This is a genomic window from Streptomyces sp. NPDC001514 (assembly GCF_053597075.1).
In genome coordinates, this window is the sequence record NZ_JBSFHO010000002.1 from 355,640 (window position 1) to 376,307 (window position 20,668).

Annotated in this window: 23 protein-coding genes; 10 read left to right on the plus strand and 13 right to left on the minus strand. The window is 71.0% G+C overall.

Annotated features, from left to right (window positions below; all coding sequences use genetic code 11):
- Positions 1 to 108: 108 nt before the first annotated feature.
- The 3 genes from ACWCXB_RS04345 to ACWCXB_RS04355 are packed head-to-tail and all read right to left on the minus strand — an operon-like array spanning position 109 to position 2,737.
- A complete protein-coding gene (locus tag ACWCXB_RS04345; RefSeq protein WP_450718840.1) occupies positions 109 to 984 on the minus strand; it encodes a hypothetical protein in 876 nt (291 codons plus the stop codon).
- Positions 981 to 1,838, minus strand: coding sequence for a hypothetical protein (locus ACWCXB_RS04350; RefSeq protein WP_450718842.1), 858 nt, complete (start codon positions 1,836 to 1,838; stop codon positions 981 to 983). Before ACWCXB_RS04350 ends, ACWCXB_RS04345 begins: the two co-directional genes overlap by 4 nt.
- Positions 1,835 to 2,737 (minus strand): hypothetical protein, encoded by a 903-nt coding sequence (locus ACWCXB_RS04355; RefSeq protein WP_450718844.1) that lies wholly within the window; start codon positions 2,735 to 2,737, stop codon positions 1,835 to 1,837. The genes ACWCXB_RS04350 and ACWCXB_RS04355 overlap by 4 nt, the downstream gene beginning before the upstream one ends.
- 104 nt (positions 2,738 to 2,841) lie before the next feature.
- Between ACWCXB_RS04355 and ACWCXB_RS04360 the strand changes: the two genes are divergently transcribed.
- Positions 2,842 to 3,204, plus strand: coding sequence for a DsrE family protein (locus tag ACWCXB_RS04360; protein WP_450718846.1), 363 nt, complete (start codon positions 2,842 to 2,844; stop codon positions 3,202 to 3,204).
- A gap of 49 nt (positions 3,205 to 3,253) precedes the next feature.
- Here ACWCXB_RS04360 and ACWCXB_RS04365 read toward each other — a convergent pair whose 3' ends face one another.
- The 8 genes from ACWCXB_RS04365 to ACWCXB_RS04400 all read right to left on the minus strand — a co-directional run bounded on the left by ACWCXB_RS04365 (position 3,254) and on the right by ACWCXB_RS04400 (position 8,557).
- The gene (locus ACWCXB_RS04365; protein WP_450718847.1) at positions 3,254 to 3,529 is read right to left on the minus strand and encodes a DUF3099 domain-containing protein; all 276 of its coding nucleotides are present in this window, start codon (positions 3,527 to 3,529) and stop codon (positions 3,254 to 3,256) included.
- 163 nt (positions 3,530 to 3,692) lie between these two features.
- Entirely contained in the window at positions 3,693 to 3,980 is a 288-nt protein-coding gene (locus tag ACWCXB_RS04370; RefSeq protein WP_017945923.1) for a DUF1416 domain-containing protein, read from the minus strand.
- A gap of 43 nt (positions 3,981 to 4,023) precedes the next feature.
- Positions 4,024 to 4,869 (minus strand): sulfurtransferase, encoded by an 846-nt coding sequence (locus tag ACWCXB_RS04375; protein WP_450718849.1) that lies wholly within the window; start codon positions 4,867 to 4,869, stop codon positions 4,024 to 4,026.
- 155 nt (positions 4,870 to 5,024) lie between these two features.
- On the minus strand, positions 5,025 to 5,105 hold the full coding sequence (locus tag ACWCXB_RS04380) for a putative leader peptide (protein WP_350310325.1): 81 nt from the start codon (positions 5,103 to 5,105) through the stop codon (positions 5,025 to 5,027).
- Positions 5,106 to 5,365: 260 nt separating this feature from the next.
- Positions 5,366 to 6,112 carry an LmeA family phospholipid-binding protein gene (locus ACWCXB_RS04385; protein WP_450718851.1) on the minus strand — a complete coding sequence of 249 codons (747 nt, stop codon included), beginning with the start codon at positions 6,110 to 6,112 and terminating at the stop codon, positions 5,366 to 5,368.
- 94 nt (positions 6,113 to 6,206) lie between these two features.
- Positions 6,207 to 7,370, minus strand: coding sequence for a hypothetical protein (locus ACWCXB_RS04390; protein ID WP_450718853.1), 1,164 nt, complete (start codon positions 7,368 to 7,370; stop codon positions 6,207 to 6,209).
- A 10-nt stretch (positions 7,371 to 7,380) separates the two neighbouring features.
- Positions 7,381 to 7,635, minus strand: a complete 255-nt coding sequence (locus tag ACWCXB_RS04395; RefSeq protein ID WP_450718855.1) for a MoaD/ThiS family protein — start codon at positions 7,633 to 7,635, stop codon at positions 7,381 to 7,383.
- Positions 7,636 to 7,690: 55 nt separating this feature from the next.
- On the minus strand, positions 7,691 to 8,557 hold the full coding sequence (locus ACWCXB_RS04400) for an alpha/beta hydrolase (protein ID WP_450718857.1): 867 nt from the start codon (positions 8,555 to 8,557) through the stop codon (positions 7,691 to 7,693).
- Between the two features lie 255 nt (positions 8,558 to 8,812).
- Here ACWCXB_RS04400 and ACWCXB_RS04405 point away from each other — a divergent pair, with 255 nt between their 5' ends.
- The 5 genes from ACWCXB_RS04405 (at position 8,813) to ACWCXB_RS04425 (ending at position 14,289) form a co-directional block, all read left to right on the plus strand.
- Complete coding sequence (locus ACWCXB_RS04405; RefSeq protein WP_450718859.1) at positions 8,813 to 9,616, plus strand: response regulator transcription factor; 804 nt, start codon at positions 8,813 to 8,815, stop codon at positions 9,614 to 9,616.
- Between the two features lie 24 nt (positions 9,617 to 9,640).
- The gene (locus tag ACWCXB_RS04410; RefSeq protein WP_450718861.1) at positions 9,641 to 10,663 is read left to right on the plus strand and encodes a LacI family DNA-binding transcriptional regulator; all 1,023 of its coding nucleotides are present in this window, start codon (positions 9,641 to 9,643) and stop codon (positions 10,661 to 10,663) included.
- Between the two features lie 409 nt (positions 10,664 to 11,072).
- Positions 11,073 to 12,104, plus strand: a complete 1,032-nt coding sequence (locus tag ACWCXB_RS04415; RefSeq protein ID WP_450718863.1) for a S1C family serine protease — start codon at positions 11,073 to 11,075, stop codon at positions 12,102 to 12,104.
- Between the two features lie 20 nt (positions 12,105 to 12,124).
- On the plus strand, positions 12,125 to 12,859 hold the full coding sequence (locus ACWCXB_RS04420; protein WP_450718865.1) for a response regulator transcription factor: 735 nt from the start codon (positions 12,125 to 12,127) through the stop codon (positions 12,857 to 12,859).
- Positions 12,856 to 14,289 (plus strand): HAMP domain-containing sensor histidine kinase, encoded by a 1,434-nt coding sequence (locus ACWCXB_RS04425; protein ID WP_450718867.1) that lies wholly within the window; start codon positions 12,856 to 12,858, stop codon positions 14,287 to 14,289. Before ACWCXB_RS04420 ends, ACWCXB_RS04425 begins: the two co-directional genes overlap by 4 nt.
- On the opposite strand, the gene ACWCXB_RS04430 is transcribed toward ACWCXB_RS04425, so the two are convergent.
- Positions 14,254 to 15,126: a phosphatidylinositol-specific phospholipase C gene (locus tag ACWCXB_RS04430; protein WP_450718869.1), complete on the minus strand. Its 873-nt coding sequence runs from the start codon at positions 15,124 to 15,126 to the stop codon at positions 14,254 to 14,256. The genes ACWCXB_RS04425 and ACWCXB_RS04430 overlap by 36 nt on opposite strands.
- Positions 15,127 to 15,310: 184 nt before the next feature.
- The gene (locus tag ACWCXB_RS04435; protein ID WP_450718871.1) at positions 15,311 to 17,137 is read right to left on the minus strand and encodes a bifunctional metallophosphatase/5'-nucleotidase; all 1,827 of its coding nucleotides are present in this window, start codon (positions 17,135 to 17,137) and stop codon (positions 15,311 to 15,313) included.
- A 148-nt stretch (positions 17,138 to 17,285) separates the two neighbouring features.
- Between ACWCXB_RS04435 and mshD the strand changes: the two genes are divergently transcribed.
- The 4 genes from mshD (at position 17,286) to ACWCXB_RS04455 (ending at position 20,541) form a co-directional block, all read left to right on the plus strand.
- Positions 17,286 to 18,209 carry a mycothiol synthase gene (gene mshD / locus ACWCXB_RS04440; protein WP_450718873.1) on the plus strand — a complete coding sequence of 308 codons (924 nt, stop codon included), beginning with the start codon at positions 17,286 to 17,288 and terminating at the stop codon, positions 18,207 to 18,209.
- Between the two features lie 120 nt (positions 18,210 to 18,329).
- Positions 18,330 to 18,728 carry a GntR family transcriptional regulator gene (locus tag ACWCXB_RS04445; protein WP_450718875.1) on the plus strand — a complete coding sequence of 133 codons (399 nt, stop codon included), beginning with the start codon at positions 18,330 to 18,332 and terminating at the stop codon, positions 18,726 to 18,728.
- The gene (locus ACWCXB_RS04450) at positions 18,725 to 19,630 is read left to right on the plus strand and encodes an ABC transporter ATP-binding protein (protein ID WP_450718877.1); all 906 of its coding nucleotides are present in this window, start codon (positions 18,725 to 18,727) and stop codon (positions 19,628 to 19,630) included. The genes ACWCXB_RS04445 and ACWCXB_RS04450 overlap by 4 nt, the downstream gene beginning before the upstream one ends.
- Positions 19,627 to 20,541, plus strand: coding sequence for an ABC transporter permease (locus tag ACWCXB_RS04455; RefSeq protein WP_450718879.1), 915 nt, complete (start codon positions 19,627 to 19,629; stop codon positions 20,539 to 20,541). The genes ACWCXB_RS04450 and ACWCXB_RS04455 overlap by 4 nt, the downstream gene beginning before the upstream one ends.
- The last annotated feature ends 127 nt before the right edge of the window (positions 20,542 to 20,668 follow it).

A 20,668-nucleotide genomic window follows, 5' to 3' on the forward strand; every position in this document is an offset into this window, starting at 1 on the left:
AGAAAACGATCACGGGTGCTCCCTCGAACGAGCGGTGAAGGCAGAAGGGCCGGACCCCAGCTTAGTGGGCTGGCGTCCGGCCCTCTCCGCGAGGCCCTCTCCGCGGTCTCAGCCCAGCAGCTGGTCCTGCAGCACGACCGTCTGGTGGAACGGCACGGCGGCGGCCTCGCCCTTCCTGGACTGGACGATCAGGGCGAGGGTGTCGCCCGCGATGACGTAGGCCTGTCGGGTCTGCTCCGCGCCGACAGGCGCGTTCTCGCGGTAGACGTACGCCGCGGTCGGCAGATCGTTGCCCGAGTAGCTCCAGTCCGGGTCCAGCTTGACCTCGGCCGTGCCGGCCAACGGCACATGGGGGGCTGTACCGGCGGCGATCTGGCCCTTGAACCCCTCCGCCGAGTCGGCAGAGCCGAACTGAAGCAGGTAGACACGAGACGCCGTGCCGTCCGGCATGGTCCAGCCGCGGGCGGCAATGTGCCGTACGCCGTAGTCCTTGAGCTCAAGCTCAAGCTCGGCCCGCTCCTCTGCCGTGTATTCGGCCGCGAACTGCTTCGCCGTCACCCAGCCTCCGGTCAGCTTCTTGTCCGCGGCCGCACCCGCTGGCGCGGGCAGCAGCAGCTTCCGCAGGTCCGCGTAGTGGATCTCCCGCACATTCCCCTGGTTGAACGGGCGCGGGGTGTCCTTCGGGAGCGCGGGCAGCGACAACTTCGGATAGTCCCATCGCCCGTCGCTCTCGGTGGCGAGTCCAGGGACGTCCGTGCGCTCCATGGACGCGATACCGAAGGCGGTCCCGGTGCCGAGACCGCCACAGACGAGCACGGCCACGGTCCAGCGGGCCACGGCGCGCAGGACCCGCCGGTCGCGCACGGGAGGCGTGGCAGGGGCAGGGGCAGGGGCAGGGGCAGGGGCAGGGGCATCAGGAACGATCGGCGGTGCTTCCGGCATCGGGGGCCCGCTCGGCACGCTCTCCGCGGTCGGCTCGGTCATACGTACTCCCCGGGAGACGCGATGTGGTCGAGTTGCTTCTTCACCAGCTCCGCGACGGCGGACTTGTCGAACGGCTTGGTGCCGTACGCGGTGACGCTCACCAGCAGCTCGGAGTCGAACGCCGTGCACGCCATCGCGTCCAGCTCGGATTTGTCCTTGCCCTCCGCGTCCTCGTTCAGCTGAGGCATCAGGAAGCAGGCGGAGTTCTTGTGGTCCTTGATCTTCGGGCCCTTGGGGAACTCCAGAAGTTCGGCCAGCTCCGTCTTGAGCTCGTACAGATCGTGGATCTGCTTCTTGTTCTTCATCCGGGCGATCTGCACCTCGACGACGAGGTCGTTCGCGTCCGAGGCAAAGGAACGCATGGCGATGCCCTGGACGCCCAGTCTGTCGATCCGCTTCTCGAAGTCGCGGCGCTTCTTGCCGGACAGGCTCGCGCCCTCGTCCTTGAGGAGGGCGGTTGCCTCCTTGTCGCCGATCTCGACGTCGTTTCCGTACGAGTCGATGTCCGGGCCGAGGCGGTAGCCGGACGGCACCGGCAGCAGCAGCTTGCTGAGCGGTGTCGAGGCGCGGCCGCGCGCGACGTCGCCCGCCGGGTCCTCGGCCGAGGTGCCCACGGACTCGCCCCACACGGTGGTCGGTGCTGTGCGGTCGGCGCGATCGATGGCGAGCCCGGTGTAGGTGAGTCCGCCGCCGACGGCAGCGAGGACGAGCACGGAAGGAAGCACAGTGGCGAGGATCCGGCGGGCGCGAGCGGGCTTGTGTACAGGCTCAGCCACGGGCTCGGTCACGGGCTCGGCCACAGACTGGACCACGGGCTCCGCGAGCGGCTCCTGGGATGTCTGGTCCTCGGTCACAGGCGCTCCAGCTGTCGCTCGGCCAGGGTACGGATCTCGTTCTTGCTGATGCGCTTGGTATCGAAGATGCTGATGTCGACCATGATGTCGCCGCGATGGAACACGGCCCGTGCCTGGTACAGGGGCAGATAGCCCGCTTCCTTGTGCACCTCGTAGAGGTAGTAGCGGCCCTTACCGCTGCCCTTCAGCGGGTCGCCCTCGTTACCGGCGCCCTCGTCGTCGTACGGCATGTAGTTCCGCTGATCGCCTGCGTGCTCCGCGGCTTCCTGGCCCGAGCGGAACTGCACGAGACGAATGAGCGTCTCCTTGTACTCGCCCTGCTCCCAGGAGGTCGCGGCGACCCGCCGGATGTCCGACTCCACGAGCGTCTCGAACATGAAGTCCTCGCTCTCGAACTCGAGCGCGTAGGACGCAGTGTCCATCCAGCCGCCGCCCGGCACATCGGTCTTGCGGGCACCCGAGGGCTTCGGCAGCAACAGCTTGCGCAGATCACCATCGGTCTTGACCTGGTGGTCCTCCGCCGCCGACAGCGGCGCCGGGCGCTTGTCCTCCGGGAGCGGCTTCGCCGGGTACACCAGATTGGGCTGGCTCAGCGCGGGCAGCGGTGTCGGCTCGCGGTCGGCCTGCACTCCGTAGCCGACGGCCGTACCGCCGACGAGGCCGATGACGGCGGCGGCCACGACGATCAGCGTGGTGCGGCCGCGGCGGCGGACGGGCCGGTTCACGGTCTCCGTCTGCGCCTGCGCTTCCGGCTCGAGCTCCGGGGTCGGAGCCGGGACCGGGGCCTGGGCCTGGGCCGCCTGTGCCGGGGCCGCTGTCGGCGCCGGAACCGGCTGCGGCACGGGGTCCGGCGCCGACTGCGGCACGGGCTCCTGCGCCTGTGTGTCCTGCGTTTCCAAAGGGTCCCCCCACGAGACCTGAGGCGCGGATTCCGTTATCCGCGCACACAGCTGACACGCAGGGGACGGGTGGGGTTGTGGCGCGGCGCATTACAGTTCGGCATATGGCGAAGAAGCTCGTGATCAAGGTGACCGCCGGGGCCGATGCCCCCGAACGCTGCTCGCAGGCCTTCACGGTCGCGGCCGTCGCCGTGGCCAGCGGTGTGGAGGTCTCCCTCTGGCTGACCGGTGAATCCTCGTGGTTCGCGCTGCCCGGCCGGGCCGCCGAGTTCGAGCTGCCGCATGCCGCACCGCTGCCGGACCTGATCGAATCGATCCAGGCGGCAGGCAGGATCACGCTCTGCACCCAGTGCGCGGCGCGCCGCGAGATCACGGAGAAGGACGTCATCGAGGGCGTACGGATCGCGGGCGCGCAGGTCTTCGTGAGCGAGGCGACGGCGGACGGCGTCCAGGCGCTCGTGTACTAGTCAGGTCCTGTCCGGAGCGGCACCTGGCCCCCAGCGCTCGTCCACCGGTTCAGTGCTCGTCCCGCTCGTCGGGGCGCTTCTTGCCGTCCAGTTCGTCCCACCACTCGTCGGACTGCGGGTCCCCGGACGGGTCGTCCCACCACCGGTCGTCCGGCCCGCGCCGGTTGGCCACCATCGCCGCGACGGGCGGGATGACCATGGCGACGAGGCACATCGCCACTGCGGCCGGGACCGACCAAAGCCGCACGACAGCCCAGGCGGACACGAAGAGGACGAGGCATCCGCCCATCATCCAGAAGTAGACCTTGCGCCTACGGGCGAGCACACCTCAAGGGTAGATCCCATGGCGTCCCACCGCCCTGGGTGCCGGTCCGCCGGCCCATCGGCCCACGGCCCACGGCCCACGGCGAACGGCGCGAAGGGCCGCACCTCAGGCTGAAGGCGTCCAACCCCCAGAGGTGCGGCCCCTCGGCCGGTATTCAGTGCCGTCAGACGGCGATGGCCACCTCGGAGAGGCCACCGGTCTGCGCGACGACCGTACGGTCCGCCGTGGCGCCCGGGACAAGGGCCCGGACGGTCCAGGTGCCCTCGGCCGCGTAGAAGCGGAACTGTCCGGTCGCCGAGGTCGGGACCTCGGCGGTGAACTCGCCGGTCGAGTCCAGCAGACGCACGTAACCGGTGACGGGCTCGCCGTCGCGGGTCACCTGGCCCTGGATGGTGGTCTCACCGGGCTTGATCGTCGAGGCGTCGGGGCCGCCGGCCTTCGCTCCACACATTCTTTCTGTCCTTACGGTCGGGGGGAGGCTGAGTGCCTGGGGCTTACTTGTTCGCGCCGAGCTCGATCGGCACGCCGACGAGGGAGCCGTACTCGGTCCAGGAGCCGTCGTAGTTCTTGACGTTCTCGACGCCGAGCAGCTCGTGCAGGACGAACCACGTCAGCGCGGAGCGCTCGCCGATACGGCAGTAGGCGATCGTGTCCTTGGCCAGGTCGACCTGCTCGTCGGCGTACAGCCCCTTGAGCTCGTCGTCCGACTTGAAGGTGCCGTCGTCGTTGGCGTTCTTGGACCACGGGATGTTGCGGGCGCTCGGCACGTGGCCCGGGCGCTGCGACTGCTCCTGCGGCAGGTGCGCCGGGGCGAGCAGCTTGCCGCTGAACTCGTCGGGGGAGCGCACGTCGACCAGGTTCTGGTTGCCGATGGCGGCGATCACGTCGTCGCGGAAGGCGCGGATGGACGCGTCCTGGGCCTTGGCCTTGTAGTCGGTGGCCGGGCGCTGCGGGACGTCGGCGCCGTCGACCAGGTCGCGGGAGTCGAGCTCCCACTTCTTGCGGCCGCCGTCGAGAAGCTTCACGTCCTGGTGGCCGTAGAGCTTGAAGTACCAGTAGGCGTAGGAGGCGAACCAGTTGTTGTTGCCGCCGTAGAGCACGACCGTGTCGTCGTTGGCGATGCCCTTCTCCGACAGCAGCTTCTCGAAGCCGGCCTGGTCGACGAAGTCACGGCGGACCGGGTCCTGGAGGTCCTTCTTCCAGTCGATCCGGACGGCGTTCTTGATGTGGTTCTTGTCGTACGCCGAGGTGTCTTCGTCGACCTCGACGACGACGACCTTGGGGTCGTCCAGGTGGGCCTCGACCCAGTCGGCGTCTACCAGGACGTCGCTGCGGCTCATGCTGTTTCTCCTCCGGGGCAGTGTGCGGCGGGTGGTGCGCGGAGATTCGTGCGCGAGGGGTGGGTGCGGGTACGCCGGGTCGGCGGACGGCACACGCGGGGGCCCTGGCCGGGAGGTGGCGCAAAGGGCCCGGGATACGGAAGTCGAGCTTCCGCTCAGAAGGTGCGACAGAGCATGGCGGCGACGCGGCACAGGTCTACTGCCCGCCGCTTCGTGAGGTCCGCCTGTCGCTTCATGCGTCCGATCGTAGGGACGAGTCGGCAGCCGTGTCACCGGCGTGTCGTATGGTGAGACGCGATCGTCCGCATGTCGATACGTGAAGGGATCCCGGGCCGCGCCGACCCCTTCCGGCGGGCCCGTGCGGCCGCCCGGCATCTACGGATCGGACATCACCGTCTCACGATCCGATCGGCGTACCCCCGTGGCCGGTGTTCGAGCCGGTGTTCGGGCCGATGCCCGGCCCGCCGGTGCTGCTCAGCCGGTGCGCGGCCGATGCTCAGCCCGCCAGCGACACGTCCGTGCCCACGCCCGAGAAGCGCAGCCCGCCCTCGTCCGCGGTGACCTTGTCGAGCTTGATGGTGCTCGGCAGCCCGTCGATCTTCAGGTCGTAGTCGACGGCCTTGCGCAGCGTCCGGTCCATGCCCGGGACCGGCAGCTTCGGGAGCTCCTCGGCGCGCAGCGTGACCGTGTCGCCGCCGGATATCGAGACCGTGCTGTACGTCGTGAGCGTGCGGCCCTCGAGCAGGGCCTCGGCGAAGCCCGGTATCGCGAACCCCGCGCCCTCCAGCAGCTCGACGGCCGGGCCCGTGACCTTGACCTGGCCCTTGGCCGCCCGCTCCGGACCGGCGTAGGAGACGGTCGCGCCCTCGGGTGCCGACTTGCCGAGGTCCTCGTACGAGATCCGGGCGGAGCCCGCGGCGCGGTCCGCGACGGCCGAGGAGAACCCGTCGAGACGCACACCGCTCAGCTCGGCCGCGACCTCGGTCACCTCGACCGAGTGGCCGCCCGCGCTGGCCTTCACACCGCCCAGGCGCACCTCGACGTCGTCCAGTTCGGAGCTCGCGACCTGCGTCAGGAAGGGGAAGCCGTTGATGGACACCTCGGGCTCGCTGGTCAGGCCCTGGCTGCTCCTGACCTTTGCCGCGACCTCGCTCTCGGCGAAGTTGACCGCGAGCCGGTCGGCGATGGCGAAGAGCCCGCCCAGGATCACGGCGGTGATCAGCAGTATTCGCAGTGCGCGCATGACTCGGTGTTTCCCCCACCCCTGTCCTGGCCGCCCGCGGTCGGACCGGCCCGAATGATCGACGTCCGGCGGCACGCAATGGTTCCCGCGCGGTTCAGACCAGGGCGCGGCCCAGCAGGTACACCATGGGCGCGGCGGCAGTGAGCGGCAGGGCGACACCCGCGGTCATGTGGACGAAGCGCGACGGGTAGTCGTAGCTCGCCACCCGCAGCCCGACGAGCGCGCACACCCCGGCCCCGAGGCCGAGCAGCGCCCCGGCCGGGCCCACCCCGACGACTCCCCCGGCCGCGACACCGGCACCCGCCGCGGCCAGCAGCGCCACGACCACCGATGCGGCGCCCGGCAGGGGCAGCGCACGGGCGACGGTGGCCGCGGCGACCGCGACACCGCCGATGATCAGGGCATCCGACTCGGGGGCGAGATATCCGGCCGCCACGATCGTCAGCGCCGCGGAGGCGACGGTGGCCATGAGGCCGTACATGCGCTCGTCGGCGCCCGCATGGCTACGCAGCTGCAGCACCAGCGTGAGCAGGACCCAGACGCCGAGGGTGCCGATGATCGCGGCGGGCGCGTGCTCCCGGCCCGCGGCGAGCAGCACGACGTCCGCGGCAATGCCGCCCGCGAAGGCAAGGGCGATGCCCTGGCGGGCGGGCCACATGCCGTTCAGCCGGAACCAGCCGGCGGCGGTCACGGCCTGCAGCAGGACCAGCGGGAAGAGCAGGGCGTACGGCGAACCCGTGCTCCCGGCCGCCGCGAGCAGCAGTGCGAGCACCGCGGTCAGCCCCGCGGGCTGGATGCCGGGCGCGATGATCGGCGAGCGCCCTTCGGCGCGGGCACGCTGGGCGTCGGTGATCCGGGCGTTGCCCACGGTGGTCGGAGCCCCGTACGCGGGCTCGTCGACGACCGGGGCCGCTGTCTCCGCGCCCGCCGCCTGGGGCTCGTACGCGACGGGCGCCACCGGGACCTCGGGAGGCAGCGGATACGCCTGCGAGCCGAGCGGCGAGCTCTGCTGATGCTGATACGGAGCAGGCTCCGCCGACCGCACGGACTGAGCGGGCTGAGCGGGCTGCGCGGGCTGCGCCGACTGCACGGGCTGGACCGTCGGCTGGTACTGCGTGTCCCAGGTCTGGCCCTCCCACGTCTGGGTGACGTTGGGGTCCTGCTGGTAGTCCTGCTGCCCGTACGGATCGTGGTGCTCGTGGTCGTACGACCCGTGCGAGCCCTGCGAGCCGTACGGATACTGCTGATCGCTGCTCATGCTGTGCGGTTCACCCTCCTGCGAACGGCGGGAGCACCTCGACCGTGCCGCCCTCGGCAAGCCGTACGGTCTCATGTCCGCGTGTCCCGACGGGGTCACCGTCGACGAGGAACGAACACCGCTGGAGTACCCGGACGAGCTCGCCCGGGTGCCTCTCACGGGCGGCGTCCAGCGCCTCGGCCAGGTTCTCCGCGGCGTACGGCTCCTCGGCCACCCCGGCGGCGGCCTTGGCCGCGGCCCAGTAGCGGATGGTCCCCGCTGCCATGGCGGCACTCCTCTCTGCGGCTCGTCTCTTCGGCTCGTCGACTGTCCATCATGAGCTATGCGTGGACGAGCCAGTCCGCGAGGCGCCTCAGCAGCTCGTCGTCCGCCGCGTTCTCGGCGTGGCCCATGCCCGGTTCCAGCCAGAGCTCGCACGGCCCGGCGCCGGCCAGCATGCGCGGATGATCCAGCGGAAAATACGGATCGCGGTCGCCGTGGACGACCAGCAGCGGGGTCGGGGCGATCAGCGGGACCGCCTCCGCCGGGGACAGCGGGACGGGGTCCCAGTCCTCGTGGTGGATCCGGGTCCTGAAGCCGTACCGCCCGACGAGCCGGCCGAGGGGCCGGGTGACCACCCAGTGCAGCCGCCGCATCGGGGCCGTGCCGCGGTAGTACCAGCGGGCCGGAGCGCTCACCGCCGCCACCGCGTCCGTATGTGCGTCCCGCATGTCGTGTGCGGCACGTGCTCCCGTGAGCTCCTCGTGCGCCCCCGGAGCCGCCCCGTCCGCCGTCCCGTACAGCGCCGCATGCCGCAGGACGACCGATCCGCCCATCGAGAAGCCCACCGTCACCACCCGGCGATGGCCCAGGGACCGCGCCCAGGCGACCGCCGCCGCCAGATCCAGCACCTCGCGGTCGCCGACCGTGGAGCGCCCTCCGGAACCGCCGTGGCCTCGGAAGGAGAAGGTGACGACAGCGGCGTGCTCCGCGAAGACGCCGGCGGCGCGCCGCACCGCCGGCCGGTCAACCGACCCGGTGAATCCGTGCGCGACGACGATCGCCGTATCGCCGGATCCGGCCGTGCACGGCTCGTAGCGGGCCTCGATCCGGACACCGTCGGAGGTCCGCAGGGTTACCCGTTTCGGTCTCTCAGTGATCGAGGAAACATCCACACTGTGAAACCGACCCTCCGACACCGCACTCATGTGGGCTATTCTGCTGGCAGAGGATCCGGGCAACGCAGCCCCCGGGTCCTTTTGTGTTTCCTGTCCGTTGTTACAGGCAGGTGAACGAAACGATCGCGGAACCCCCGGGCGCGGGGCCGCGGCCGGGGCAAGAAAGCAGTGCCGCAAACGTCCTCGCAGGGACCGAGGAGGAACCGACGTTATGGGCGAGCGAACCGTGCACGACCGAGAGACGACGACCCGCACAGAGACCGCGAACCGGGCAGGTGGGGCGCGATGAGTTCTCTGCTGCTCCTCACGAACGCCCTCCAGCCGTCGACGGAGGTGCTACCCGCCCTCGGCCTGCTGCTCCACAACGTACGGGTCGCCCCCGCCGAGGGCCCGGCCCTCGTCGACACCCCCGGTGCCGATGTGATCCTGGTCGACGGCCGGCGCGACCTTCCGCAGGTGCGCAGCCTCTGCCAGCTGCTCCGCTCCACCGGACCCGGCTGCCCGCTGATCCTCGTCGTGACGGAGGGCGGTCTCGCGGCCGTCACCGCGGACTGGGGCATCGACGACGTCCTGCTGGACACCGCGGGACCCGCGGAGGTGGAGGCCCGCCTCCGGCTGGCCATGGGCCGTCAGCAGATCACCGCCGACGACTCCCCGATGGAGATCCGCAACGGCGATCTGTCGGTCGACGAGGCGACGTACAGCGCAAAGCTGAAGGGCCGGGTCCTGGACCTGACCTTCAAGGAGTTCGAGCTGCTGAAGTACCTGGCGCAGCACCCCGGCCGGGTCTTCACCCGGGCGCAGCTCCTGCAGGAGGTCTGGGGCTACGACTACTTCGGAGGTACGCGGACCGTCGACGTCCACGTGCGGCGGCTGCGCGCGAAGCTCGGACCCGAGCACGAGTCGCTGATCGGCACCGTGCGGAACGTGGGCTACCGCTTCGTCACGCCCGAGAAGGTCGAGCGCGCCGCCGAGGAGGCCAAGGCGAAGGCGCAGGCCGCGGTCGCCCGTCCGGAGGATGCGGCCGCCGCCCTCACGGGGGAAGGGATCGAGCAGCACGAAGCGGCCGTACGCCCTGCCCAGAGGTAGGTCACCACGCGTAGACTTCCGCGCGTGGCCAAGGTGACGCGGGACGACGTGGCACGACTGGCGGGTACTTCCACCGCCGTCGTGAGCTACGTCATCAACAACGGACCCCGGCCGGTCGCCCCGGCCACGCGCGAGCGTGTCCTCGCCGCCATCAAGGAGCTGGGCTACCGGCCGGACCGCGTCGCGCAGGCCATGGCCTCGCGGCGCACGGACCTCATAGGCATGATCGTGCCGGACGCCCGGCAGCCGTTCTTCGCGGAGATGGCGCACGCGGTCGAACGGGCCGCGGCCGACCGCGGAAAGATGGTCCTCGTCGGCAACTCGGACTACCGGGACGAGCGCGAGGTCCACTATCTGCGGGCCTTCCTCGGCATGCGGGTCGCCGGGCTGATCCTGGTCAGCCAGGGCCCGAGCGAGCGGGCGGCGGCGGAGATCGAGGCGTGGGACGCGCGGGTCGTGCTGCTGCACGAGCGGCCCGAGGCGATAGACGACGTCGCGGTCGTGACCGACGACATCGGCGGCGCCCAGCTCGCGACGCGGCACCTCCTGGAGCACGGGCATCCGTACGTCGCCTGTCTGGGCGGGGTGGAGTCGACCCCGGCGGTCGGCGACCCGGTGGCCGACCACGTCGAGGGCTGGCGGCGGGCGATGCTGGAGTCGGGGCGGTCGACGGAGGGCCGGCTGTTCCAGGCCCCGTACAACCGCTACGACGCGTATCTCGTCGCCTTGAAGATCCTCTCCGGCCCCGACCGGCCCCCGGCGATCTTCTGCGCGACGGACGACCAGGCGATCGGTGTGCTGCGGGCGGCGCGCGAGCTGCGGATCGATGTGCCGGGCGAGCTGGCGGTGGCGGGCTTCGACGACGTCAAGGAGGCGGCGCTGACCGATCCTCCGTTGACAACGATTGCCTCCGACCGCCCGGCGATGGCGCGCGCGGCGGTGGACCTGGTGCTGGACGACGGCCTGCGGGTGGTCGGGTCGCGGCGCGAGCGCGTGAAGCAGTTCCCCTCGGCCCTGATCGTCCGCCGCTCCTGCGGCTGCGGCTGACGGAGCCCGGGCACCGGCCGCGTGCCCCGGGGGCCGTCCGGCTCCGCCCAGAACAACGGCACCCGGCACCGTGGGGCCCCGGCCCATGGTGAACGCCCACCGCGACAGCACCCCCGGCACCGTGGGTTGTGCCCACCCTCCCCCATGGCCCTTCGGACATGGGGGTACCCCCATGCGCTTCACTCGCCCTGCGGAACGACTGCCCACAACAGCAGGGTGGTGTCTCGCGGCGCGAAGCCGTCGCACGGCGGGGGTTCGGGGGCGCAGCCCCCGGTCCCGTCAGGGTTTCGGGAAGGGGTGAGTCGGGGACCCCCGGGTCCCGGTCCTTATATCGGGCATACGCGGTTCTGTCGGGCTTCTCAGGTCGTCCTCAGGGCGTTCTCATGTACGCGCCCGAGAGTCGGTGACCATGACGGACTACTACCGCAGCAACGGCGACGACGACGGCACGCACCCGCAGCAGCAGTACCCGTACGCGGGGTTCGGGGAAGGGACCACCGGCGGGGACGGGAGCGGCGTCTACCCGCCGCCGCCCGCGTACGCTCCCGCCGCGCGGCCGACGCGGCGCCGGGCCAAGCGGTCCGTCGGACTGATCGCGGCCGTCGCGATCGTCGCCGCGGCCGTCGGCGGCGGGGCCGCCACGCTGGTGGAGCGGTTCGCCGGGGAGAACGGCACCGGCACGGTCACCGGTGTCAGCGGGACCACGGTCTCGCAGAGCAGCAAGGGCACCGTCGCCGGTGTCGCCCAGGCCGTGTCCCCCAGCATCGTGGAGATCAAGGCGTCCACCGGCGCCGGCGAGTCCACCGGCTCCGGCGTGATCATCACCGCGGGCGGCGAGATCGTCACCAACAACCATGTGATCGCGGGCGCGGACACGGTCAAGGTCAGGCTCAGCGACGGCACGTCGTACACCGCTGACGTCGTCGGCACCGACCCCGACAAGGACCTCGCCCTGATCAAACTGCGGGGCGCGAAGGGCCTGAAGGCCGCCGCCCTCGGCGACTCGGACAGCCTGAAGGTCGGCGACGAGGTCGTCGCGATCGGCTCCCCCGAAGGCCTCACCGGCACGGTGACCAGCGGAATCGTCTCCGCGCTCGACCGCGATGTGACGGTCGCCAAGGACGAGGGCCAGGACCGCCAGTCGCAGCAGGACCCGCGCCAGGGCTGGCCCTTCGAGTTCGGCGGGCAGCAGTTCAACGGGGACACCGGCGACTCCAAGACGACGTACAAGGCCATCCAGACCGACGCATCGCTCAACCCCGGCAACTCCGGCGGCGCCCTGATCAACATGAACGGCGAGATCATCGGCATCAACTCGGCCATGTACTCGCCGAGCTCCGCGAGCGGCTCCACGGCCGGCAGCGTCGGCCTCGGCTTCGCCATCCCGGTCAACACGGTCAAGGCGGACCTGGACAGCCTGCGCTCGGGCGGCGACGACTGAGTGCGTGCGAGGCTGGCCCCATGACGACAACCCCTGGTGAAGGCGAGCGCATCCTCATCGTCGACGACGAACCCGCCGTCCGCGAGGCACTCCAGCGGAGCCTCGCGTTCGAGGGCTACGCGACCGAGGTCGCGGTCGACGGCGTGGACGCCCTCGCCAAACTGGAGTCGTACGCGCCCGACCTCGTCGTCCTCGACATCCAGATGCCGCGCATGGACGGGCTCACCGCGGCCCGCCGCATCCGCTCCTCCGGTTCGACGCTGCCGATCCTGATGCTCACCGCCCGCGACACCGTCGGCGACCGTGTCACCGGCCTCGACGCCGGAGCGGACGACTATCTGGTGAAGCCGTTCGAGCTGGACGAGCTGTTCGCCCGGATCCGGGCGCTGCTGCGCCGCAGCTCGTACGCGACGACGGCGAACGGCGCGGGCCGGGAGGAGCGGGGCGACGTGCTCTCCTTCGCCGATCTGCGCATGGACCTGGCGACGCGCGAGGTCACCCGGGGCACGCGACGCGTGGAGCTGACCCGTACCGAGTTCACCCTGCTCGAACTGTTCCTGGCGCATCCGCGGCAGGTGCTGACCCGGGAGCAGATCCTGAAGGCCGTCTGGGGCTTCGACTTCGAGCCGAGCTCCAATTCCCTGGACGTGTACGTCATGTATCTGCGCCGCAAGACGGAAGCGGCGGGCGAGCCGCGCCTCGTGCACACGGTGCGCGGGGTGGGCTACGCGCTGCGGGAGGGATCGCCCGAGTGATCCGCAGATTCCAGGCGCTTCCGCTGCGCTCCAGGCTCGCGCTGCTCACGGCGACCGCGGTGGCCGCCGCCGTGGCGGCGGTCGCCGTCGCCTGCTGGCTGCTCGCCCGTGCCCAGCTCCACAATGAGCTGGACACGTCGCTGCGGAACACGGGCGCCCCCCTCAGCACCGTGCTCGAGGCCGTCACCGCATGCCGGACGCCGGACAGCGAGGCGGCCCGGTCCCGCACGGCCTTCGCCTACGTCCAGGTCGTCGGCCTCGACGGCACCCGTTGTGTCGCGCCGGACTCCCAGCCGGTCAAGGTGCTGTCCGAAGATCTCGCCGTCGCGCGGGGCTCGGAGTTCTCCTCGGTCCACAGCAGCACCACCGACGCCGGCGCCGACGTCAGGGTGCACACCGTGCGAATGGATCTGCGGGGCAGGCCGGGGGAGATCGTCACCGTGATGGTGGCCCGCCCGCTGCATGAGATCGACACGGCTCTGAACCGCCTCGCCCTGCTGCTGACCGCCCTCGCGGGCGTCGGTGTCGTCGCCGCCGGTGCCGCCGGCCTGTGGGTCGCCCGTACCGGTCTCAAGCCCGTCGACCGGCTCACCGACGCGGTCGAGCACGTGGCCCGCACCGAGGATCTGACCGTACGCATCCCCGTCTCGGGCGACGACGAGATCGCCCGGCTGTCGCGCTCCTTCAACCAGATGACCGCCGCGCTCGCGTCCTCCCGTGACCGGCAGGCGCAGCTGATCGCCGACGCCGGTCACGAGCTGCGGACCCCGCTGACGTCGCTCCGTACGAACATCGAACTGCTCGCCCGCAGCGAGCAGACGGGCCGGGCGATCCCGCCCGACGACCGGGCCGCGCTGCTGGCGTCCGTGAAGGCGCAGATGACCGAGCTCGCCGCGCTGATCGGCGATCTGCAGGAGCTGTCCAGGCCGGACAGCGCGACGCCCGGTCCCGTCCAGGTCGTCGCGCTGCACGACATCACGCGGACGGCCCTGGAGCGGGCCCGGCTGCGCGGTCCCGAGCTCACGATCACCGCCGAGCTGCGGCCCTGGTACGTACGGGCCGAGCCGGCGGGGCTCGAGCGCGCACTGGTGAACGTGCTGGACAACGCGGTGAAGTTCTCGCCGCGGGGTGGGACGGTCGAGGTGGTGCTGGACCGGGGCGTGCTGACCGTACGCGATCACGGCCCCGGCGTGCCGCCCGAGGAACTCCCGCATGTCTTCGAGCGGTTCTGGCGCTCCCCGTCCGCCCGCGCGCTGCCCGGCTCGGGCCTGGGTCTGTCGATCGTGGCCAGGACAGTGCAGCAGGCGGGCGGCGAGGTGGAGCTGCGGCCGGCGGAGGGCGGCGGGACCGTCGCGGTGATCAGCCTTCCCGGGGCGCCGACGCCTCCGCCGCCGTCAGTTGTGGCGGATGAGCGAGTCGACCAGGCCTGAGCGGGTGTTGGGGAAGTCCATCGGCACGATGCCGAGGCCCTTCCAGCCGCTCGCCGTGCCGTCCAGGAAGCCGTGGACGCGCGGGTTGAGGTTGTCGGAGTTCCAGCGCGGCGGCAGATACGCAGACGTGCTCACGAAGTTGATGAAGAGCTTGCCCGGCTGCTCGACGGCCTTGCGGAAGTGGGCCTCGACCTTGGGGTACTTGGCGCTCGGCGCGGCGTTCCAGTCGTCCTGGATGTCGAAGACGCCGCCGTCCCACCATTTGACGCCGGGCAGCCCGCCGTTGTCGGCGATGAGCACGACCTTGCCGCGCGCCTGGCCCAGGGAGGGGAGGGCGTCGCCGATGTGGAACAGCGGGCGCCAGCCCCGGTGGTCGAGGTAGTCGTCGAAGACGGCGCGGAAGGTGGCGTCGCTGTCCTCCGAGTACTCCTGCTTGACGCGCATGAGGACGGTCTCGGAGGGATGGGCGTTCAAGAAGTCGCGGCAGGCGATCAGCACATCGCCGAACATCATGTTCTGGTAGGCGGCGCCGTGGTGGATGGCGAACGAGCCGCCGGTGACCCGGCAGCGTACGTCGAGGAAGCGGATTCCGGAGTCGAGCTGCTGCGCGATGGTGGTGTTCTGGCACTGGGCCCAGAGTCCGCCGAAGCGGGCGCCGGAGTCATGGGTGCCAGGGATGGTGAGGGTCCGCAGCGCTCTGCCGCCGTCGATGCCGCTCATCCAGTCCTGGGTGCCGAGGACGCGCTGCGGGGCAGCACCGGCAGGTGCTGCCCCGATGAGGGCGGTGGCGGACGCAAGAGCCGCGCCCGTGAGGAAACCACGTCTGGTCAGTGACATGTTCGCTGTCTCCTTCGTCGGCCTCCGCGATGTGGGGGGTCGCGGTCGGCACCCGGATGATGGCAGACATGCCCATGACACAGAACGAGTTCCGCGCGAACACGTACGAACATCCGAGGGGCGGCGGACCAACGGCCCGCCGCCCCTCATCCGCTTACCGCGGACTCGCTTTCCCTACTGCGCCTTACTTGACGACCGTGATCCGGCCCGTCGCCGGCGGCGCCAGCGGGGCGGCCGGGCTCGAGTGGGCGGCGAAGTAGGCGGTGAGGACGTCCAGGTCGGACGCGCCCACCAGCTTGTTCTTGTGCTCCTTCAGGACCGCGAAGCCGTCGCCGCCGCCCGCCAGGAACTCGTTCATCGCGACCCGGTAGGTCTTCGCCGGGTCGATCGCCTCGCCGTTCAGCTTCACGGAGCCGACGACGATCCGGTCGGCGCCGGTCTTCGTCATGTCCAGCGTGTACGTGAAGCCCTTCGACACCTGGAGGATCTTCGGCGCGGCCTGGTTCGCGCCGCTGACCTGCTGCTGCAGGGCGGTGATGATCTGGGCGCCGGTCAGGTCGACCGCCGTCATCATGTTCGTGAACGGCTGCACGGTGAAGGCCTCGCCGTACGTCACGACGCCGTCGCCCTCACTGCCGGAGGCCTTGTGGACGAGGCCGGCGCGGATACCGCCCGGGTTCATGAAGGCGATCTGGGCGCCGCCCTTGTCGGCCGGGGCGAGGCCCTCCAGCTGCGCGTCCGCGATCAGATTGCCCATCGGCCGCTCGGCCGCGTCGAAGGGGTTCTCGATGTCGGCGGAGATGTGGCCGACGGGCCGGTTCGCGATCGGCGCGGCGAGCACGTTCCAGCGGTCGATGAGGCTCGTCATGTCGGCGGCCTTCGGCACGTCACGGGTGACGACGTGGTTGGCGGAGGCCACCGACGTACGGACGATGTCGCGCGTCCAGCGGTCGTACGTGAGCGTCGTGTCCGTGTACAGCTTGCCGAAGGAGGCCGCCGACGTGACCGTGCGCGGCTTGCCCGACGGGTCCATGATCGTGCACGCGTACGCCTGGTGGGTGTGGCCCGTGACCAGGGCATCGACCTGCGGGCTGACGTTCTTGGCGATGTCGACGATCGGACCCGAGATGCCGTCGCCGGGGCCGGGGCTGTCGCAGTTGTAGTTGTACGAGGACGAGGCAGGCGCGCCACCCTCGTGGATCAGGGCGACGATCGACTTGACGCCCTTGCGCTCCAGGATCTTGGTGTACTTGTTGATCGTCTCGACCTCGTCGCCGAACTTGAGGCCCTTGACGCCCTCGGCGGAGACGATGTTCGGCGTGCCCTCCAGGGTGACGCCGATGAAGCCGATCTTCACCCCGTTCTTCTTCCAGATGAAGTACGGGTCGAGCAGCGGCTTGCCGGTCTTCTCGTTCGTCACATTGGCGGCGAGGTACGGGAAGTCCGCCCCCTGGAACTCCTCGGGCTCCCCCGTCGCCGTCTTCCCGTAGCAGCCGTCGACCGGGTGGCAGCCGCCGTTCTGGATCCGGGCGAGCTCCTTGGCGCCCTCGTCGAACTCGTGGTTGCCGACCGAGGTGACGTCGAGCTCCAGCTTGTTCAGCGCCTCGATCGTCGGCTCGTCGTGGAAGAGCCCGGACAGCAGCGGCGAGGCGCCGATCATGTCGCCGGCCGCTGCGGTGATCGAGTACTTGTTGCCCTCGCGGGCCTGACGCAGATGCGTGGCGAGGTACTCGACACCGCCCGCGTCGATGGTCTTGGTGGTGCCGTCCTCGTTGGTGTGGGTGACGCGCCCGGCCGAGCCGGCGGGCGGCTGGAGGTTGCCGTGCAGGTCGTTGAAGGACAGCAGCTGGACGTCCACGGTGCGGCCGTAGCCGGGTCCATGCCCGTATCCCTGTCCGGTGCCGCGGTCATGGGCTCCGGCGGGCATCGCGGCGACCAGTGCGCCGACGGTGGTCAGTCCGGCAAAAGCGGCGAGTATGCGGCGGCGCTTCTGGTGCGATGTCGCTGACATCTGTCCCCTTGTCAGTTCAGCGTCGGTTCGTGAGACGAGAGTCGTCCTCAGCCGGGCAGCCTAGAGTCAACGCGCGTAGCGCGACAGGGGGTAACGGGTAACGAGCTGGTTTCCGATCGGGTGCGCCGCGGCGCCGTACCCTCGACGTATGACTGACGCAGCCCCCGTCCTCGAGCCCGGCCGGCAGATCCAGACGCTCGACGAACTCTCCCCCGAGCAGGCCGATGACGTCCTCCGCCTGCTCTCCGTCGCCGCCCGCGCCGACGGGATGCAGGCCGTCTCCGAGCACGGGCGGCTCCAGCTGCGCCACGGCCGGCGCGAGGGCGTGCGGCACTTCCTGCTCACCGTCGCCGGCGATCTCCGCGGCTACGCCCAACTGGAGGACACCGATCCGGTGGAGGCCCCGGCGGCCGAGCTCGTCGTCCACCCAGGACACCGGGGCCGAGGCCACGGCCGCGCCCTCGGCAACGCCCTGCTGGCCGCCTCCGGCAAGCGCCTTCGCGTCTGGGCGCACGGCGGCAAGTCCGCGGCCCGCCATCTCGCCCAGGTCCTCGGCCTCACTCTCTTCCGCGAACTGCGCCAGCTGCGCCGCCCGTTGAGCCCCCTCGCCATCCCGGAGCCGGTCCTCCCCGAGGGCGTGACGATCCGTACGTTCGTCCCCGGCCAGGACGACGCGGCCTGGCTCACGGTCAACGCGGCCGCCTTCGCCCACCACCCCGAGCAGGGCTCGATCACCCAGCGGGACCTCGACGACCGCAAGGAAGAGCCCTGGTTCGACCCCAAGGGCTTCTTCCTCGCCGTGCGCGAGGGCGAGATCATCGGCTTCCACTGGACGAAGGTCCACGCGGAGGAGCAGCTCGGCGAGGTGTACGTGATCGGCATCGGCCCCGACGCCCAGGGCGTCGGCCTCGGCAAGGCCCTCACCGCCGTCGGCCTCCGCCATCTCGCCGCCCAGGGCCTCCCCACGGTCATGCTGTACGTCGACGCGGACAACACGGCGGCCCTGCGGGTGTACGAGCAGCTCGGTTTCGCGACCCACGAGGTGGACCTGATGTACCGCACGGAGACGTGAGCGGATCCCGTACGAGGCATCCGTACGAGGCATTCGTACGAGGCCGAAGACCGGGGGCGGTTGACACCGCCCCCTTTCTTCCACCACCATTTCACTACTTCATTAGTGAAAGGGTGGTGCATGATCGAGTACCGGATCGACCGGCGCAGTGGCATCGCCACCTATGTGCAGATCGTGCAGCAGACGAAACAGGCCCTGCGGCTGGGGCTGCTGGAGCCGGGCGACCGGCTGCCCACCGCCCGCGAGGTGGTCGAAGCCACGGCCATCAACCCGAACACCGTGCTGAAGGCCTACCGCGAGCTGGAACGCGAAGGCCTCGTCGAGGCCCGGCGCGGCCTCGGCACCTTCGTACGGAAGTCACTGGGCGCCACCCCCGCCGACTCCCCCCTGCGCGGCGAGCTCGCCGACTGGGCGGTCCGGGCCCGTGCCGCGGGCCTGGAGCGGGACGACGTGGCCGCGCTCTTCACCGCCGTGCTCGACGAGCACTTCACGAAACACCACCAGGGGGACGACGCATGACCGACACGGCATTCGAGGCCACCGGCCTCGGCAGAAGATTCGGCGGGAGACTCCGCCACACCTGGGCCCTTCGGGACTGCTCCTTCCGGCTGCCCACCGGCCGGATCTGCGCCCTCGTCGGCCACAACGGGGCAGGAAAGTCGACTCTGCTGGCGCTCGCCGCCGGCCTGCTGCGCCCCACCGAGGGCACCGTCCGTGTCCTCGGCACCGACCCCGCGGCCGCCCGCGGACTTCTGGCATACGTCGGCCAGGACAAGCCGCTCCTGGCCGGGCTCACGGTCGCGGAGACCCTGCGCATGGGGCGCGAGCTCAACCCGGACCGCTGGGACGGCGCCGTCGCCGAGCAGGTCGTCAGCGCCGGAAAGCTGGATCCTGCCGCACGTGTCCGCACGCTCTCCGGCGGAGAGCGCACCCGCGTCGCCCTCGCCCTCGCGCTCGGCAAGCAGGCCGAACTGCTGCTGCTCGACGAGCCGATGGCCGACCTCGACCCGCTCGCGCGCCATCAGCTCATGGGCACCCTGCTCGCCGACGCCGCCGAGCGCGGCACGACGGTCGTCATGTCCTCGCACATCCTCACCGAGCTGGAGGGCAGCTGCGACCATCTGCTGCTCGTCGACGGCGGGCGCATCCGCCTCGGCGGCGCCATCGACGAACTCGTCGCCGCGCACACCCTGGTGACCGGACCGGCCACCGCCGGCCTCGACCCGCACACCGTCGTCGAATCGCGCACGACGGGACGCCAACTGACCGCGCTGGTACGCCCCGAAGGTCCCCTCTCCGCCGACTGGCAGACCATGGAACCCTCCCTGGAGGAAGTCGTGCTGGCCCATCTGCGCTCCCCCGACGCACCCACCCTGCTGACCCCGTCGCCGACCCCGTCCGCCGAGGAGGTCGTGGCATGAGCGCCCTGACGCCGAGGGGAATGTCCTGGGTCGTCGTACGCCGGCACCGAGGCGTGCTGTGGACTGCGATCGCGCTGACGGCCGCATTGGCCGCAGCCGTCGCCGTGACGCGGACCTGGTACGTCACCGAGTACGAGACGGTGCTCAGGCCGACGGAGTGGCACGACCGGCTGCTGTGGGCCCTCGACAGGACCACCACGGCGATCATGATCCTGCCGCTGCTCGTCGCGGCCTTCGTGGCAGGGCCGCTCGTCGCCCGCGACCTGGAGTCGGGCACCCACCGGCTGCTGTGGACCCAGTCGGTGTCACCCGCCCGCTGGCTCGCGGCGAAGCTGGCGGTCCCGGCTGCAGTCGTCACGGCCTGTGCGCTCGTGCTGGTGGGCGCGTACCGCTGGGGTCTGGCACCCGTGCGGCAGAGCCAGTACCTGGAGCTCTGGCACCACCCGGTGTACATGTCCCTCGGCCCCACCGGCGTGGCGTACGGGCTGCTGGCCGTGGCGGTCGGGGCACTCGCCGGGCTGCTGGTGCGCCGCACGGTGGTCGCGATGAGCGTCGCCGGACTCGCGACCGGCTCGGTGCTGCTCGCCGTCGGCCAGTTGCGTGCGCACCTGTGGCCCACGGTCATGACGACCGGCCCCGATCCTGCGGAGAACGGCACCAACTGGCCGCTGGACTCGGGCATGCTGACCGCCTCCGGCGAGCGGCTGCACTGGGAGGACTGCTACCCCCTCCCGCCCGGCCAGGGCCCCGCGCAGTGCATGGCCGAACGGGGCGGGGTCACGGACTTCGCGGCGTACCACCCGGCCTCGCACTTCTGGCCGGTCCAGTTCGTCGAGACGGGTGTCGTCCTGGCACTCGCCGCGCTGGTCACGGTCGTCGCGTTCCGGGTGCTGCGCCGGCGCCACGGCTGAGCCGGGGCAGCATTCCGGGTCCGTCCGGGGCGCGCGGGGCCGCGGGGGCGCCGCCCCCGGGAATCCGCGCGCGGCGCCCTGCTTGCCCAGGCGTCATGTTCTCGTTACCAGCCATTCAGGGACCCTT

Excerpts from the sequence above, each read along its gene's own strand:
- ACWCXB_RS04345 (WP_450718840.1), bottom strand. The coding sequence starts at position 984 with ATGACCGAGCCGACCGCGGAGAGCGTGCCGAGCGGGCCCCCGATGCCG.
- ACWCXB_RS04360 (WP_450718846.1), top strand. The coding sequence starts at position 2,842 with ATGGCGAAGAAGCTCGTGATCAAGGTGACCGCCGGGGCCGATGCCCCC.
- ACWCXB_RS04370 (WP_017945923.1), bottom strand. The coding sequence starts at position 3,980 with ATGTGTGGAGCGAAGGCCGGCGGCCCCGACGCCTCGACGATCAAGCCC.
- ACWCXB_RS04375 (WP_450718849.1), bottom strand. The coding sequence starts at position 4,869 with ATGAGCCGCAGCGACGTCCTGGTAGACGCCGACTGGGTCGAGGCCCAC.
- ACWCXB_RS04380 (WP_350310325.1), bottom strand. The coding sequence starts at position 5,105 with ATGAAGCGACAGGCGGACCTCACGAAGCGGCGGGCAGTAGACCTGTGC.
- ACWCXB_RS04385 (WP_450718851.1), bottom strand. The coding sequence starts at position 6,112 with ATGCGCGCACTGCGAATACTGCTGATCACCGCCGTGATCCTGGGCGGG.
- ACWCXB_RS04390 (WP_450718853.1), bottom strand. The coding sequence starts at position 7,370 with ATGAGCAGCGATCAGCAGTATCCGTACGGCTCGCAGGGCTCGCACGGG.
- ACWCXB_RS04395 (WP_450718855.1), bottom strand. The coding sequence starts at position 7,635 with ATGGCAGCGGGGACCATCCGCTACTGGGCCGCGGCCAAGGCCGCCGCC.
- ACWCXB_RS04400 (WP_450718857.1), bottom strand. The coding sequence starts at position 8,557 with ATGAGTGCGGTGTCGGAGGGTCGGTTTCACAGTGTGGATGTTTCCTCG.
- ACWCXB_RS04405 (WP_450718859.1), top strand. The coding sequence starts at position 8,813 with ATGAGTTCTCTGCTGCTCCTCACGAACGCCCTCCAGCCGTCGACGGAG.
- ACWCXB_RS04415 (WP_450718863.1), top strand. The coding sequence starts at position 11,073 with ATGACGGACTACTACCGCAGCAACGGCGACGACGACGGCACGCACCCG.
- ACWCXB_RS04420 (WP_450718865.1), top strand. The coding sequence starts at position 12,125 with ATGACGACAACCCCTGGTGAAGGCGAGCGCATCCTCATCGTCGACGAC.
- ACWCXB_RS04430 (WP_450718869.1), bottom strand. The coding sequence starts at position 15,126 with ATGTCACTGACCAGACGTGGTTTCCTCACGGGCGCGGCTCTTGCGTCC.
- ACWCXB_RS04435 (WP_450718871.1), bottom strand. The coding sequence starts at position 17,137 with ATGTCAGCGACATCGCACCAGAAGCGCCGCCGCATACTCGCCGCTTTT.
- mshD (WP_450718873.1), top strand. The coding sequence starts at position 17,286 with ATGACTGACGCAGCCCCCGTCCTCGAGCCCGGCCGGCAGATCCAGACG.
- ACWCXB_RS04445 (WP_450718875.1), top strand. The coding sequence starts at position 18,330 with ATGATCGAGTACCGGATCGACCGGCGCAGTGGCATCGCCACCTATGTG.
- ACWCXB_RS04450 (WP_450718877.1), top strand. The coding sequence starts at position 18,725 with ATGACCGACACGGCATTCGAGGCCACCGGCCTCGGCAGAAGATTCGGC.
- ACWCXB_RS04455 (WP_450718879.1), top strand. The coding sequence starts at position 19,627 with ATGAGCGCCCTGACGCCGAGGGGAATGTCCTGGGTCGTCGTACGCCGG.